Origin of the sequence: Stackebrandtia soli (assembly GCF_965137155.1) — a bacterium.
GTDB lineage: Bacteria > Actinomycetota > Actinomycetes > Mycobacteriales > Micromonosporaceae > Stackebrandtia > Stackebrandtia soli.
The window spans coordinates 1-13,608 of sequence record NZ_CBCRZX010000077.1 but is presented as its reverse complement, the minus strand read 5'-3'; the positions used below and the strand labels follow the sequence as shown (position 1 = coordinate 13,608).

Sequence of the window (13,608 nt, the reverse complement as noted above, 5' to 3'; positions counted from 1 at the left end):
GAACTGTTCTGCGGGGTCGGTAACGGAGACCCACCAAGCCGGGGGAGGTGACNTCTGCTGGNTCNTGGNNNTTGGTCGGTGGTNGNGTTTCNCGGCTTGGTGGGTCTTCCTTGCGGTCACGGCAGAACGGTGTGGTCTCGTACGTCGCCCCACCAAGCCGAAAGTAGGTGGGTAACGAACGGACCTCGGCCACCACGCCGAAGTGGGGGCAGTTAGGTGGGTAACGAACGGACCTCGGCTACCACGCCGAAGTGGGGGTTGGCTGGGCGGTCAACGAAGGGAACTCGGTCGCCCGAACGGCAGTTGCCCCTGGCTTCGGGGAACTGCCGGGTGCGACGCTCGCCCGTCGCACCCGTCCCGCCGTTGGCGGCGGTCGTCAGACGGCGAAGACCTGTGAGTCGTCGGCGAAGGCCTTGAACTCCAGGGCGTTTCCGGCCGGGTCGAGCAGGAACATCGTCCACTGTTCACCGGTCTGGCCCTCGAAGCGGACGTACGGCTCGATGACGAACGTGGTGCTCGCGGCGCGCAGTCGCTCGGCGAGCTTCTGGAACTCCGGCACCGTCAGGATGAGCCCGAAATGCGGCACCGGCACGTCGTGGCCGTCGACCGGGTTGTGGATCCGTTGGGCGCGGGCGGGCGCCAGGTGGGTGACGAACTGGTGTCCGTGGAGATTCCAGTCGATCCAGGTGTCGGCGCTGCGGCCCTGTTCGAGGCCGAGGGTCTCGCCGTAGAAGTGGCGGGCGGCGGCCAGGTCGTCGACCGGCATCGCCAGGTGGAATCGCGGTATCGGGGAGTCGAGGACGGTCATGGGGCGGCTTCCTTCCTGGTGCTTGCTTCCCGTTTCCGGGCGCTGGAATGTCGCAATGTTAACATTGCGACATTGTCAGAACGGGGCTACGACGATGAGAGGTGAGTCATGGGTGAACGAGACGGCGTGGTCCCCGCGCGGCGGCGAGGCCTGGCCGACGAGGTCGCGGATCGCGTTCGCGACGCGATCTTCAGCGGCGCCTACGCACCCGGGGCACAACTGCGCGAAGTGGACCTGTCCGCCGCGCTCGACGTGAGCCGCGGCCCCGTCCGGGAAGCCTTGCTGCGCTTGGAACGCGAGGGCCTCGTTCGAAGCGCCTGGCATCGCGGCGCGACCGTCGCCGACTTGTCCATTGAAGACATCACGGAGCTGTACAGCCTTCGCGGCGCGTTGGAACAGTTCGCCGTTCAGCAGGTCGTCGAGCGCGCGTCCGACGAGTCCATCGCCGCCGTCGAACGCGCCGCCGTGGCCATGACGCGCGCGGAGGACGAATACGCGCTCGTGCGGTGCGACATCGCCTTCCACGACGCCGTGTACGCGGCCACCGGTCATCGCCGCCTGATCGAGGCGTGGGAGGCGATCCGCTCGCAGATCCACCTCTTCCTGCTCACTCGAATCCGGATCGACTCCGACGGCTACCGGTCCCACCTTCCCGAGGAGCACCGGGAGTTGGCCGCGGTTCTGCGGGCGCGGGACGCGGAGACGGCTCTCGAACTGTTCGCGGCGCATCGCCGGGACGCGTTCGAGGTGCTCGTAGGCCCGGCAGAGGAAGCGTCGTCCTGATCGGACCCTCCATCGGGCTCGGCTCGACGTGCCGTCACATGCCCGACGTCGCGACAATCTGAGCATTGTGGACGTTTAATGTCTGCCTCCGGGATGGTGGTACGGCTGGCGCCAATGAGGATCGGGGCATCGTCGATTTATTTCGGGAACTTTAGTAGGATGCTTTATAAAGTTACTGGAGCACCGTTGTCGAACGCGTCGTTCGACAGCGGCGCGCCGGATCCGCGCTTCGCCATGGGCCGCACGAGGAGACCGCGAACGATGACGACGTCCTTTCCCGACGACACCGCCTCGCTTCCGCAGCTGATCAGCCTGACCCTGGACCGGGTGATGAACGGCTTGACGGAACACCTGGCCGGTCGCGGCTTCTCCGACCTCAGACCGACGCACTGCGTCAATGTGCTGCGCCACATCGACTGTGATGGAACCCGGCCGACCGTCATCGCCCAGCGCGCGGGCATGACACCCCAGGCGATCAGTGAACTGGTCGGGCACCTCGAACGCGTCGGGTACGTCCGGCGTGTCCCCGATCCCGCCGACGGGCGGGCGAGGATCGTCGTCTATGCCGAGCGGGGCGCCTCGGCGGCCCAAGCCGCCGAACGGTACTTCACCGCCATGGAGAGAGGCTGGGCCGAAATGGTGGGGGACAGGCGATTGGACACCGTCAAGGCGACCCTGGCGCGGATCCTGAGTGGAGACGAGAGCACGACCGACACGGAGGGGACGACGACATGACGCGAAAGACGAGCGCTGTCCGATTCATGACCAAGTGGGACAGGCGAGCGGCCGGCTACGACGCGCGCACCGCAGGCGTCGAGCGGCGCCTTCTGGCAGACGGCCGGAAGTGGGTCTGCGAGCGCGCTCGCGGTGTGACCTTGGAGCTCGCCGTCGGGACGGGCCTCAACCTTCCTCACTACGCCGAGGACGTCGAGTTGACCGGGATCGAGTGGAGCCCACAGATGGTGGAGGTCGCTCGCGAGCGGGCCAGGTCGCTGGGTCGCCGAATCGACCTGCACGTGGCGGACGCGGCCCGGCTGCCGTTCGCGTCGGCGTCCTTCGACACGGTGTTGAGCACTTTCGCGATGTGTTGCATCCCTGACGAACGCGGGGCGCTGGCCGAGGCGGCGCGAGTGCTGCGGCCCGGTGGTCGGTTGCTGTTGGCGGACCACGTCGTCTCGACGTCCTGGCCGCTGCGATTTCTCCAGCACGCCGCCGATCTGATCACCGTTCCCACTCAGGGGGAGCACTTCGCCCGGCGGCCGATACGGCACCTGGCGGAGGTCGGATTGACGGTCGTCGAATCGAAACGCACCAATCGCGGGATCATCGAGAGGGTGCACGCGCGGAAGGCCATGTGACGGCCGACCGGCGCGTGATCCACGGCGTAGTGTTCGTTCTCCATTTGTGACGGTCCCGGCGTTCGTCCGGTGCCGTGACGACAGGATCGAAGCGAAGCGATGTGACCCGCGCGTGAACGAGCTCTCTGACATGGATGACCGCACGACGCCCTCGCCCGGGACGCTCGTCGTCCTCTCGGGACTGCCCGGTACGGGGAAGACCACGGTCGCGGCGGCGACGGCGGTCCGGTTGGACTGTACGCACCTGTCGGTCGACGTCGCCGAGGCCGCCATGTGGCGGTGTGGGGTCGACCGTTCCGTCGGCAGCGGGGTCGCCGCTTACGAGGTCGTCGCGGCGGTGGCGGAGGTGCAGCTCAGGGCGGGAAGGCTCGTGGTCGTCGACGCGGTCAACGCAGTGCCGGAGGCGCGGGCGACCTGGTCTCGCGTCGCCACGGCGGCGGGTGCGCGGCTGCTGTCGTTCGAGTGCGTTCTCACCGATGTGAGCCTGCACCGCGCTCGGGCCGAGGAGCGGGACGCCTTGGAGGGCTTCTACAACCCGAGTTGGGAGGAGATCGAGCGGCGGAGGGCCGAGTATGTGGAATGGCCCGCGTCCGTTCTCCGACTCGATTCCTCCGAGCCCGTCGATTCGCTCGTGCGGACGGTCGTCGGTCAGGTCGAGGACGGTCGGCTCAAACCCTGACGGCAGGCCATCTGTCCACTATCGACTTTCGATCGGTGGCGTCGCCCCGCCGTGGGAATACGGGCACGAGATCCCCACGGCGGGACGTTCCGATTCAGGTCAGTCGTCCTCGTCGTCGGTGTCACCGGGCGGACGGGTGTCGCCGCCGTGGCGACCGCTCGGGTCGTACTCCTCCTTCGTCGTCCATGAGGGATCGTCGACGTCGGGGCCGTCGACGATGATGTACGGTCCGCCGGGGCTGAGCGGCGTCGTGTCGATGGGCGGCGTCGGCATCACCGGGTTGTATCCACCGGGTGCCTCGCTCGACTCCGGTTCCACGTCCGGGGCGTCCTCGATGTCGTGCTGGCTGACGGTCGGAATGGAGGTGGGGACGTCGTCGAGGTTCCCGTACGCGCGCTCCTCCTCGATGAGGGCGTTCAGGGCGGCGGCACCGCCCTCGTCGGTCGCGGAGTACGCCTCCGCGATCCCCACGAACACGGCGCCGACGTCGACGAGATCGTCGCGCATTTCGCTGAGTCTGGCCTGCACCACGTCGAACAGGTACTTGAGGTTCTCCACGACCCCGCCGCCGACGAAGTCGGCACTGCCCAAACCGACGTTGATCCCCGAGTCGCAGTAGCTGACCTGCCCACCGGCCTTCGCGTACGAGTACGCCACCAGGGGCAGCCTCCGGGTGCCGGACATCCACAGCGCCAACAGGTCCACGGTCATGTCGTTGCTGGCTCCGACATAGGGGAAGTCCGCGAGGTATTGGTTCGGCGGGAGCCCGCTGACGTCGGGACGCGGGATGATGAGGGCCTCGCCGTCGCCGATCTCCGACAGGTCGTCGGTGAGTACGCGCAGGAGCTTGTCGGACTCGCCGACCATCGTCTCGCAGAGACCGTCCGAGACGGTGTTGAGCTGGCTCAGGATCTCGAACGGGTGAGAGAACGCCACCGACCGGCTCCCCTCGGACGGCGACGTCGCCGCCTCTCCGAAACCGGCGAAGCCGCCGATGATCGTCGCACCGACACCGAGGCTCGCGCCACCGGTCCCCAACGCCGCGGCGACCATTCCGGCGGCGACGGCGGCGATCCCGACCACCTTGAACGCCGTGTTCCAGCCGCTCGCGCCCCCGCTGTCCTTCTCGTAACTGTGACAGGCGGCGATCGCGCTGTCCAGCATCGCGTCGAAGTCCTTGCGCGCCTTCGCCATCAACTGTCGATAGCCGAGCGTGAAGCCGGTCAGTTCGCCGATCATGACGAACTGGTTGGCGTTCACCGGCCCGAACTTGTCCTGGTACTCGTTCTTGAACTTCGTCGCGCCCTGCCCCGACCAGGCGACGAGCTCCGACGCCAGCCCGCTGAAGTCGCCCTCGGCCGTCTGCAAATGCTGCTTCGCCTCGGTCAGGTAGTCCACCACCGGATCCAGGGAGCGCGGACGCCCGGAGATCACGAACTGCGCGTTCATGTGCACCTGGTGCCAGACGTTGGCCTTGAAACTGTCGTAGAACTCGGTGGCGTTCTCGACCTCGTCCGCCTCGATGAGCGCGTCGACATAGGCGATCTTGAACTCGTCGAACTTCGCCCACAGGGCCGAGTCCGTGATGATCTCATCGAGATCGAAGGAATCATTCATGTGCACTCCACGTCTGTTGTTGCTTTCTCATGGGGGATGTCGATCTCACGTCGTCAGGGCCGCATGCGCGAGCGCCCGAGCACGGTTCGACTCGGCGATGGCGGCCTCGATCTCACGACCCAACGCGGCATCGTCCAGATAGGTCATCGAGCCGGGTCGGACCCGGATCTCCCCGGTGACGGAGCCGACCCGAGTCACCCGCACGACCCCACCGGGGGACTCGGCGGACACCTCGATGGCCTCGACGGCCGCGCGCCGCTCCCGAACGCGATCGGCGATCTCCGGGACGGGCTCGCGCGTCGCCTTCCCCCGAATCGACACGCGCAGGCGTTCTCGGGCGATCCGTTCGCGGCGCAGCGCCTGGCACCACGCGGCGGTGGCCTCACCCGCCAGCTCGCGCTCCGGCGCCGCCCCCGAGCCCCGGCCCACGACCTCGACGACGGTGCGTCCCTCCGACACCGTCACCTTCACCCAGCCCATCGGCGAGGTCGCCGACACCGACAACGTCCGAATCGCCTCCGCGAGCGAACTCATGACCCGGCCCCACTCTCGAAGCCGTCGCGACGGTTCCGCCCGCGTCGTCGAACTCGATGTCCTGACATGTGTTGCCTCCACAGGGTTTGCGGTGATGCCCTACCGTGAAGGCGCCCAGTTTCACGGCGGTTTCACGCCTCCCGGCTCGACCGCCCACCGGAGTCGGTGACGGGAGAAGGCCGTGCGCGTCAATGTCCTGGGGCCCTTCGAAGCGAGCACCGTCGAAGCGGCGGTCTCCGTCGTCGCCATGCCGAGACGACTCCTCGCGGTCCTCGTCTCCCGAGCCGGCCGATCCGTCGGCGAGAGTGTCCTCATTGACGCCCTGTGGCCGCACGACCCGCCCGCCAACGCCCGCAAGACCATCCAGATCTACATCCACCGACTCCGGCAGGCCCTCGACCGGCCCGACCGGATCCAACGCGCCGCGACCGGGTATCGCCTCGTCACCGACGGCCTCGTCCTCGACGCCGAGCGCTTCGACATGCTCGTTCGCCAAGCCGACCGCGCCCGCGCCGAACACAACGACGTCGACGCGGCACGTCTGCTCGCGGAGGCCCTGGACCTGTGGCGCGGACTCGCCTATGAGGACTTCGCCGACTGTCTCGCGCTGACCCCGGAGATCGAACGCCTCGACGCGTTGTGGCTGAAGGCGATCGAGGAACGCAACGCGATCGAACTGCGCGCCGACCGGTACGAGGCGCTCATCCCCGAACTCACCCGACTCACCGCCAGATTCCCTTACCGGGAACGATTCCACGCCCAGCTCATGTACGCGCTGTACCGCGAGGACCGCCGTGCCGAAGCCCTCACCGTCTACCGCACGGCCCGCGACGTTCTCTCCCGCGAACTCGGCATCGAACCCGGCCCCAGACTCCAGCGACTGCACCGCGCCGTCCTGCGCGGCGAGACCCTCACCGCTCCGACGCCCGCCGTCCCCGCCGACACGCCCGCGCAACTGCCCCCCGACGTCTCCTCGCTCATCGGACGCGACGACCTCCTCGACGACCTGTTCAAGACCGTCGACGACGCGCCCGGCACGGCGCCGACCGTCGTCGTCATCGACGGCATGCCCGGAGTCGGCAAGACCGCGCTCGCCGTCCGCTTCGGACACCGGCTCGCCTCCCGCTACCCCGACGGCCGGCTCCACGTCGATCTGCGCGGCTACACCGACGGCGCCGACCCCGTCCCCGCGGATCGGGCCGCGCACCAGATGCTGCGCGCGCTCGGCGTGCCCGACGACGGCATCCCCATCGCCCCGGACGAACGCATCGCCCTGTGGCGCAGCCGAACCGCCGACCGTCGACTCCTGATCCTCCTCGACAACGCCGCCGACGACGCTCAACTGGAACCGCTGATCCCCGCGTCCGGTCGAGCTCTCGTCCTCGCGACCAGCCGACGCCCGCTCACCATGTCCGGCGACTTCATCGGGCTGACCGTCCCACCACTCACGACCGCCGCGACCGTCGGCCTCTTCACGGAGATCGTCGGTGCCTACCGCGTCACGTCCGACGGGCACCCCCTGCGCGACGTCGCCACCGCGACCGGCGGGCTACCGCTGGCCGTCCGGATCCTCGCCAACAGACTCCGCCAGCGCCCCCAATGGACGATCGGGCGACTCCTCGAACGGCACCGCCCCGAGCGGACCACCGCACCGCCCCTCGAAACCGCCGTCGAGAACGCCTTCGCCCTCTCGTACCGGCACCTGACACCGACCCAACGACGGGTGTTCCGCCTGCTGGCCCTGCATCCCGGCGACGACTTCTCTGCCACCGTCGCCGCCGCCCTCGCCGACCTCGAACCGACCGAGGCCGCGCTGTCCGTGGAGACGCTCGTCGACTGTCGCCTCCTCGAATCACCCCGATACGACCGCTACACCTTCCACGACCTGCTGCGCTCGTACGCCCGGGAACGCCTGCACGCCGAGGAGACCGAGGACGACCGCCGCGCCGCCCGGACCCGACTCCTCGACCACTACCGTCACGCCGCCGGCGCCGCCATGGATCGCTACGCCCCCAACGAACGCGCTCGATGGGCGGGCATCCCGGAAGCCTCCCCGAAGGCGAACTTCGAGACGTCCGAGGAGGCGACCACGTGGGCAGAAGCCGAGCGCCGCAACCTCGTCGCCGTCGTCGCGCTCGCCGCGAACGGGGGCTGGCCGGAGCACGCCAACCAACTGTCCCTGTGCCTGTTCAGATACCTCCACTCCGGCGCCTACGCCACCGAGGCGCTCAGCATCCACGGGAACGCGCTGGAGGCCATGCGACGCACCGGCGACCGGAACGCGCAAGGCAAGGCGCTCAACGACCTCGGCGCTACGTACATGGTCCTCGGTGACTACCCGTCGGCCGCGCGCCACTACGCCCAGGCCGTCGAACTGTTCCGCGCCACCGGGAACCGACTGAGCGAGTCGGCGGTGCTCACCAACCAGGGGAGCGTCCTCGTCATACTCGGCCGCCCCGCCGAGGCCGTCGCGGGCCAGGAGAAGGCCGCCGCGATCCTCGCCGAGGAGGGCATGCCCGGCAACGCGTCCCGCTGCTTCCGGAATCTCGCCTCGACGTGCGTCGCGCTCGACCGGGCCGACGACGCCATCCGACACACCCTCACCGCGCTGCGGATGGCCCAGGAGGGCTCCGACGAGGCCTGCGAAGCCGAAGCCCTGTGGTACCTGGGCATGCAGCGCCTGGACACCGGCCACACGGAGGAGGCCCAAGCGCACCTCCAACGCGCGCACGAACTCGCCGTCCGCATCGGTCACAGCCGGATCGAGTGCGGCGCGCTCGACGGCATCGGCATCGTCCACCGACACCGAGGCGACCGCGCGAAATCCCTCGCGGCACACGACAGGGCGCTCGCGCTCGCGAAGACCACGAGCCGCATCGGACTCGTCAACACCCTCATCAACCTCGGCGAGACACAGACCGCCTTCGAAGACTTCGCGAGCGCCATCGAGACCCTGACCCAGGCGGCGGAACTGTCCGGCGAGATCGGAGCCGTCGGGAGCCGAGCCGACGCCCACCGGGCGCTCGCGATCGCTCATAAGGGAACGGGTGACGTGGAGGAGGCCCGCCGTTGGCTCGAAAGCGGCCGGGAACTGTTGGGCCCGAACGCCGTCCGCCTGAAGCTCCGCATCCAGGCGGAACTGGACGCCCTCGACTGAGGCCGTGACGTCGGCGTCCGTACGCTCGGCGACGAGACCAGGACCGACCACAGGGGATCTCCCGGGTAGGGTGATGCCTCGGCGCGCGTTCCCCGGACGGAATCCGTTTGTGCCGACGGGCCCGCCGTGGTGTGTTCGCGCTGCTTTCACGAGAGAGGATCACGTCGACAGTGACAACGTTGAGTTCGTCGGGTATCGCCTATGACCGCGGCGGCCCGCGCGGGGGTGTGCCCGTGGTCCTGATCCACGCCGGTGTCGCCGACCGTCGAATGTGGGATGAGATCTGGGCGCCGCTCACGGCCGAACGCGACGTCGTCAGGCTGGACCTTCGCGGTTTCGGCGACTCCACGACGCCGCCGAGTGTCGCGCTGTCCCCCGTCGACGACGTGCTCGACACCTTGGACGAGCTGGAGATCGAGCGTTGTCACCTCGTCGGGGCGTCCTACGGCGCGGGCGTCGCGTTCGAGACGACCCTCACCCGTCCGTCGCTCGTGGAGTCCCTGACGCTGAGCGCTCCGGGAGGGGCGTTGTTCGCGGAGGTCACCCCCGATCTGGGGCGGTTCATCGACGAGGAGGACGCCGCCATGGAATCCGGGGACCTGGACGCGGCGGTCGACGCGAACCTGAGCTGGTGGGTCGACGGTCCCGAACGCGATCCCGGCGACGTCGACCCCGCCGTCCGGCAGCTCGTGGGGGTCATGCAGCGGCGCGCGTTCGAGGTGACCGCCGACTGGGGTCCGATCGACGAGGTCGAACTCGAACCGCCCGCCGTCGAACGGTACGCGGAGATCCAGGCACCGACGCTGGTCCTGGTGGGCGCGTTGGATCTCGACGTCGTGCGCGAGGCGGCCCGGCGGATCGCCGAGGGCGTCGACGGCGCCCGCCACGTCGAATGGCTCGACGTGGCCCACCTGCCATCGATGGAACGCCCCGACGACTTCCTATCCCTACTGACCTCCTGGCTCCCCCCGATCGATGTAGCCCCAGCCTCCTTATAGGACCGATGGTCTGTATCTCGTCCTCATCTGAGCAACGGTCTATCGGCCCTTAGAACGCCGAACGCGGTGGCGCCCCGGCCCCGGGCGGAACCCGTTGCGGGGTTCGGCGACGCGGGGTCGGGGCGGTGGGCGATGAGCGGATGCGGCGTCAGTACTTGACGTAAGCGGTCACGGCGCGGTGCTCGGAGTACTTGCCTCCGGCCATGGTCTGGGTGATGGTGGCGACGTTGCTGAACCCGTGTCCCTGCTTGACGAGCAGGAAGTCGATGCGGCTGTTCGTCGTCGTGTTGTGCTCGTCGGGGCAGGACGGTCCGCCGCCGCACTTCTCGGCGATCGGGTCGCGGAATCCGTAGCCGCGAGCGTCCCGCCACCAGTCCTTCTTGCCGGTGGTCGCGTTGGTGTCGCCGCCGAGGATCTTGAGCGAACCCCCGAGACGGTCGAACGCGTCGTCGGCCTCCTTCATGTTCTCATCCGCGCAGTCGGGGCCGTTCCAGGTGTTGGTCGCCCAGTGGATCGAGGCCACGGAGACGTCCTTCTTGGCGATGTTGTCGTGCAGACGCACCGCGATGTTGTGGACGCGATCCTGACTGGTCTTCGTCGGTTCGAGGTTGCGGCAGGGACCGGTCTTGTTCTCAGGGGCGTCGGAACGCCAGCGAGTGGCGGCCTCGTAGGTGAACCGGTCGGAACGGTAGATGACGGCGTTGGTCTGCTGGTTCTTGAGCTTGCCGCACGTGCTCGTGTAGCCCATCGAGCCGGGGTTCTCGATCGCGATCTTCCCCGCGTAGGTGCCGGGCAGTTCGTCCGACAGCCGCTTGGTCAGGGCGTTGAGCTGCGTGATGTTGGAGATCTGCTGCACGGTGAAGATGTCGGGGCTCTTCGGCTGGTTCTTGATGTAGGTGACCAGCAGATTCCAGTTGGTGCCGTAGCAGCTCTGCGGAACCATGTTCTCGATGTTGTTGTTGTAGACGACTAGTTGGCTCGGCGACGTGTTCACGTCGGCGCTCGCCACGTGCGTCGCTCCGAGGGCGACGGTCGTCACGGTGGCGACGAGACCGGCGAGAACGTACCAGAGGCGGACTACTCCGCGTCGACGTCGGGACATCTCAACTCCTTGAGGGGATCGAAGGGGCGGCAGGCATCCAGTGTGGGCGTGGAACGCGTCGTCACCGAAGCGATCGAGACACGCCTTCCGCTGTTCGCCAGGTCATCACGCTAACCAGGGAACCCGTTGAGAGCACCATTATGGGACCACTGTGGGAAAGGACGAAATCGCCTGAAATCGGTTTGCGGCCGCCGCGTATCGCCAGGCGTCGACCCGTTCACTTCGTGAAACGCGACTTAGAATGAGAACTCATTAGATACCTAAATGTCTGATTCGCTATGGAGGCGGTATGGCGATGACGGTCGATCTCCATCAGTTCGCGTCATACCGGCACCTCGTCGTGGTGGCGAGGACCTTTCCCTGCATTCAGGCGGCGATTGTCGTGGTGGCGTCGCTGTCCCACACCTCGCTGACGATCGCGGTCTTCGCGGTCGGAGTGACAATGTGGGCGGCATTGACGGGGTTCGGATTGAGTCTCGCCTTCAGGTTGCGGTCGGAACTTCCTCGTCCGTTCAAGGCAATGCTGAAGTCGAGCCTGCGGCTGCGAATCGTCGTCTTGACCTTCTTCGGCGATGTCATACGTTTCTGGCGAAGACGCCAGGTCGTGGACGCGCCACAGTGTCCATAGTGGCAAAGATCGAACGATGTCCTATCGAAGTGCGTCGACCGGACAGTGGAGCCGGTGCCGGGCGATCAACTCGATGCTCAACGCGACCGCCACCGACCACACCGCCGGACCGAACACGGTCAGTCGGCTGGATCACGAGGGCCGTGGGGAGTTGTCGGCCCGGCCGGTCGGTTGACGACCGGCCGGGCCGATGCCGGGTCAGCTTCCGATGAGGGCGAGCCAGGTCTGAGGCCCGACCAAACCGTCAACGGTGATACCGGCCGTGCTCTGGAACGAGCTGACGGCCTCCTTTGTGGCTGGACCGAAGGCGCCGTCGACGCTGAGGTTCGCGCCGTGGGCGTTCAGCTGCGCCTGCAGGGCCTTCACCGCCGCACCACTGTCCCCACTGGAGACGTTGATGATCAGTGTGGACCACGTCTGCGGGCCGATCACGCCGTCGACGCTCAGGCCCTTGGCGGTCTGGAACGCCTTGACCGACGAGTCGGTGGCGGGGCCGAAGTCCCCGTCCGGGCTTGTCGAGTGGCCGTGCGCGGTCAGCAGGTGCTGCGCCGCGACGACGTCCGCACCGGTGCTGCCGACCTTCAAGTTCGGCCACGACGGACCGGGCGCGGGCGTGCCACCGGCTTCGGCGATCATCGCGCGGGCCTTGGCCTCGGCCTGGTCGTAGCGCTCCGGGTATGCGGACCGCTGGACGCTCTGCGCCAGTTGACCGGCCGTGTAACCCGGGTTGTTGCGGTCGTTCGGGATCGCCTGGTCGAGGAACCTGTTCGTCGCGTGGTTGACGTCCAGGCACAGGGAAGCCGGGTCGCACCAGCCTTGGCTGGGGCGCTGCTGGAAGACCCCGAGGGAGTCACGGTCGCCGCAGTTCAGGTTGTTCATGTGCGACTCGACCCAGCCGGCCTCGAACGCCGCCAGCATGACCTTGTCGGTGACGCCACGGCTCTGCGCGATGCCGTGGATCTGCCGGATGATCGCGGGGTCGTGGTTCGGTGGGACGGCGCACTTCGCGTCCAGGAGTTGGGCGTTGGCCTTGTGTTCCGGCGCAGGGGGAGCCGGGGTATCGGCCATGGCCGCGGGAACGCCCACACCGATGACGACGGCCGCGGCCGCCGCGACGGTGAGAATGCGTAGCCGGCCTTTGCCGCTACGGAATGACATGGTGATTTTCCTCCAGGGGATGGTGGAATGCCGGTACTGCGGCTCGTGGAGCGAGCCGATTGATCCGAGGCTGTCTCGCCGACTCAGGTCGTGCGAGGCGAGGGGCCGAGTGCGTCACTCGGCAATACCGAGAAGTCGATGCCTATGAACAGCTTCGACAACCCTCCGATGACGTTCTGGCACCGCCGTCGCCGAACTATCGAGTAATGGAACAGCCTCTATCTGTCATTATTCTGTTTTCGTCGCACGGGAACGATCACCGCGCATTCCGCAAATTATCAGATTCCCTCGCGCGATGGAATACTGAGAATTCAGGTGCCCTCATTGAGAGCATTGTCGACAGTTTCGTTGCCGCGCTGGAAATGTGGTGACGAACTGGCGTTTCGCCCTAGCGGCACCCACTTCATTCGTGTTGTGCGCATGGCGAATCCGGCCCGCGATCATCCAGCCGAACATGGCCAGGTTATGGGAATCCAAGGAATCGTCCAACGCGTGCACATATCGCCATATGGGCACGTTCCACCGGTAACGGCCCTGGTCCTGCGTGCAGTCCTCGCGCACGCGGGCGTCCATCGAACAATGATTCGGGGTGTCCCGATTCGGGGATGGCCCCGAATCGACTGCATCCTCACACACCAAAGGATGCGCGATCTCATGGTGTTGCCGTGCTCGAGGGAGCGGAGCGGACCCATCGGCATTTACGAGGCGGCCCGCGTCCACTCGTTCCCTCAGAAGTCGGGCGTCACGCGCAACGCGATCAGCGCATCCGGTGGCGCCTCCTTGGAC

The 13,608-nt window shown here is 67.5% G+C and carries 13 protein-coding genes; 8 read left to right on the top strand and 5 right to left on the bottom strand.

What is annotated here, in order from left to right; translation table 11 throughout:
- Positions 1–376: 376 nt before the first annotated feature.
- Positions 377–808 carry a VOC family protein gene (locus tag ACM9NP_RS23520; protein ID WP_415648959.1) on the bottom strand — a complete coding sequence of 144 codons (432 nt, stop codon included), beginning with the start codon at positions 806–808 and terminating at the stop codon, positions 377–379.
- Positions 809–916: 108 nt separating this feature from the next.
- Here ACM9NP_RS23520 and ACM9NP_RS23515 point away from each other — a divergent pair, with 108 nt between their 5' ends.
- From ACM9NP_RS23515 to ACM9NP_RS23500, 4 genes are all read left to right on the top strand, one after another.
- Positions 917–1,591, top strand: coding sequence for a GntR family transcriptional regulator (locus tag ACM9NP_RS23515; RefSeq protein WP_415648958.1), 675 nt, complete (start codon positions 917–919; stop codon positions 1,589–1,591).
- 261 nt (positions 1,592–1,852) lie between these two features.
- On the top strand, positions 1,853–2,326 hold the full coding sequence (locus ACM9NP_RS23510; protein WP_415648957.1) for a MarR family winged helix-turn-helix transcriptional regulator: 474 nt from the start codon (positions 1,853–1,855) through the stop codon (positions 2,324–2,326).
- Positions 2,323–2,949 (top strand): class I SAM-dependent methyltransferase, encoded by a 627-nt coding sequence (locus ACM9NP_RS23505; protein WP_415648956.1) that lies wholly within the window; start codon positions 2,323–2,325, stop codon positions 2,947–2,949. Before ACM9NP_RS23510 ends, ACM9NP_RS23505 begins: the two co-directional genes overlap by 4 nt.
- A gap of 130 nt (positions 2,950–3,079) precedes the next feature.
- Positions 3,080–3,628 (top strand): P-loop nucleotide/nucleoside kinase family protein, encoded by a 549-nt coding sequence (locus ACM9NP_RS23500; RefSeq protein ID WP_415648955.1) that lies wholly within the window; start codon positions 3,080–3,082, stop codon positions 3,626–3,628.
- 99 nt (positions 3,629–3,727) lie between these two features.
- Here the strand turns inward: ACM9NP_RS23500 and ACM9NP_RS23495 are convergent, their stop codons facing one another.
- Together ACM9NP_RS23495 and ACM9NP_RS23490 are read right to left on the bottom strand one after the other, a co-directional pair.
- Positions 3,728–5,245 carry a hypothetical protein gene (locus ACM9NP_RS23495; RefSeq protein WP_415648954.1) on the bottom strand — a complete coding sequence of 506 codons (1,518 nt, stop codon included), beginning with the start codon at positions 5,243–5,245 and terminating at the stop codon, positions 3,728–3,730.
- A 45-nt stretch (positions 5,246–5,290) separates the two neighbouring features.
- Positions 5,291–5,779, bottom strand: a complete 489-nt coding sequence (locus ACM9NP_RS23490) for a hypothetical protein (protein ID WP_415648953.1) — start codon at positions 5,777–5,779, stop codon at positions 5,291–5,293.
- 181 nt (positions 5,780–5,960) lie between these two features.
- On the opposite strand from ACM9NP_RS23490, the gene ACM9NP_RS23485 reads away from it, so the two are divergent.
- A complete protein-coding gene (locus ACM9NP_RS23485; RefSeq protein WP_415648952.1) occupies positions 5,961–8,936 on the top strand; it encodes an AfsR/SARP family transcriptional regulator in 2,976 nt (991 codons plus the stop codon).
- Between the two features lie 170 nt (positions 8,937–9,106).
- Positions 9,107–9,934: an alpha/beta fold hydrolase gene (locus tag ACM9NP_RS23480; RefSeq protein WP_415648951.1), complete on the top strand. Its 828-nt coding sequence runs from the start codon at positions 9,107–9,109 to the stop codon at positions 9,932–9,934.
- A gap of 148 nt (positions 9,935–10,082) precedes the next feature.
- Here ACM9NP_RS23480 and ACM9NP_RS23475 read toward each other — a convergent pair whose 3' ends face one another.
- Complete coding sequence (locus tag ACM9NP_RS23475; protein WP_415648950.1) at positions 10,083–11,036, bottom strand: exonuclease/endonuclease/phosphatase family protein; 954 nt, start codon at positions 11,034–11,036, stop codon at positions 10,083–10,085.
- Positions 11,037–11,331: 295 nt separating this feature from the next.
- Between ACM9NP_RS23475 and ACM9NP_RS23470 the strand changes: the two genes are divergently transcribed.
- Positions 11,332–11,664 (top strand): hypothetical protein, encoded by a 333-nt coding sequence (locus ACM9NP_RS23470; protein ID WP_415648949.1) that lies wholly within the window; start codon positions 11,332–11,334, stop codon positions 11,662–11,664.
- A gap of 16 nt (positions 11,665–11,680) precedes the next feature.
- On the top strand, positions 11,681–11,839 hold the full coding sequence (locus ACM9NP_RS23465) for a hypothetical protein (RefSeq protein ID WP_415648948.1): 159 nt from the start codon (positions 11,681–11,683) through the stop codon (positions 11,837–11,839).
- 23 nt (positions 11,840–11,862) lie between these two features.
- Here ACM9NP_RS23465 and ACM9NP_RS23460 read toward each other — a convergent pair whose 3' ends face one another.
- On the bottom strand, positions 11,863–12,822 hold the full coding sequence (locus ACM9NP_RS23460; RefSeq protein ID WP_415648947.1) for a peptidoglycan-binding domain-containing protein: 960 nt from the start codon (positions 12,820–12,822) through the stop codon (positions 11,863–11,865).
- Between the last annotated feature and the right edge of the window lie 786 nt (positions 12,823–13,608).

What these genes read in the sequence shown, in the direction of transcription:
- ACM9NP_RS23520 (WP_415648959.1), bottom strand. Translation starts at nt 808, where the DNA reads ATGACCGTCCTCGACTCCCCGATACCGCGATTCCACCTGGCGATGCCG.
- ACM9NP_RS23475 (WP_415648950.1), bottom strand. Translation starts at nt 11,036, where the DNA reads ATGTCCCGACGTCGACGCGGAGTAGTCCGCCTCTGGTACGTTCTCGCC.
- ACM9NP_RS23500 (WP_415648955.1), top strand. Translation starts at nt 3,080, where the DNA reads ATGGATGACCGCACGACGCCCTCGCCCGGGACGCTCGTCGTCCTCTCG.
- ACM9NP_RS23495 (WP_415648954.1), bottom strand. Translation starts at nt 5,245, where the DNA reads ATGAATGATTCCTTCGATCTCGATGAGATCATCACGGACTCGGCCCTG.
- ACM9NP_RS23465 (WP_415648948.1), top strand. Translation starts at nt 11,681, where the DNA reads ATGTCCTATCGAAGTGCGTCGACCGGACAGTGGAGCCGGTGCCGGGCG.
- ACM9NP_RS23505 (WP_415648956.1), top strand. Translation starts at nt 2,323, where the DNA reads ATGACGCGAAAGACGAGCGCTGTCCGATTCATGACCAAGTGGGACAGG.
- ACM9NP_RS23515 (WP_415648958.1), top strand. Translation starts at nt 917, where the DNA reads ATGGGTGAACGAGACGGCGTGGTCCCCGCGCGGCGGCGAGGCCTGGCC.
- ACM9NP_RS23470 (WP_415648949.1), top strand. Translation starts at nt 11,332, where the DNA reads ATGACGGTCGATCTCCATCAGTTCGCGTCATACCGGCACCTCGTCGTG.
- ACM9NP_RS23490 (WP_415648953.1), bottom strand. Translation starts at nt 5,779, where the DNA reads ATGAGTTCGCTCGCGGAGGCGATTCGGACGTTGTCGGTGTCGGCGACC.
- ACM9NP_RS23460 (WP_415648947.1), bottom strand. Translation starts at nt 12,822, where the DNA reads ATGTCATTCCGTAGCGGCAAAGGCCGGCTACGCATTCTCACCGTCGCG.
- ACM9NP_RS23510 (WP_415648957.1), top strand. Translation starts at nt 1,853, where the DNA reads ATGACGACGTCCTTTCCCGACGACACCGCCTCGCTTCCGCAGCTGATC.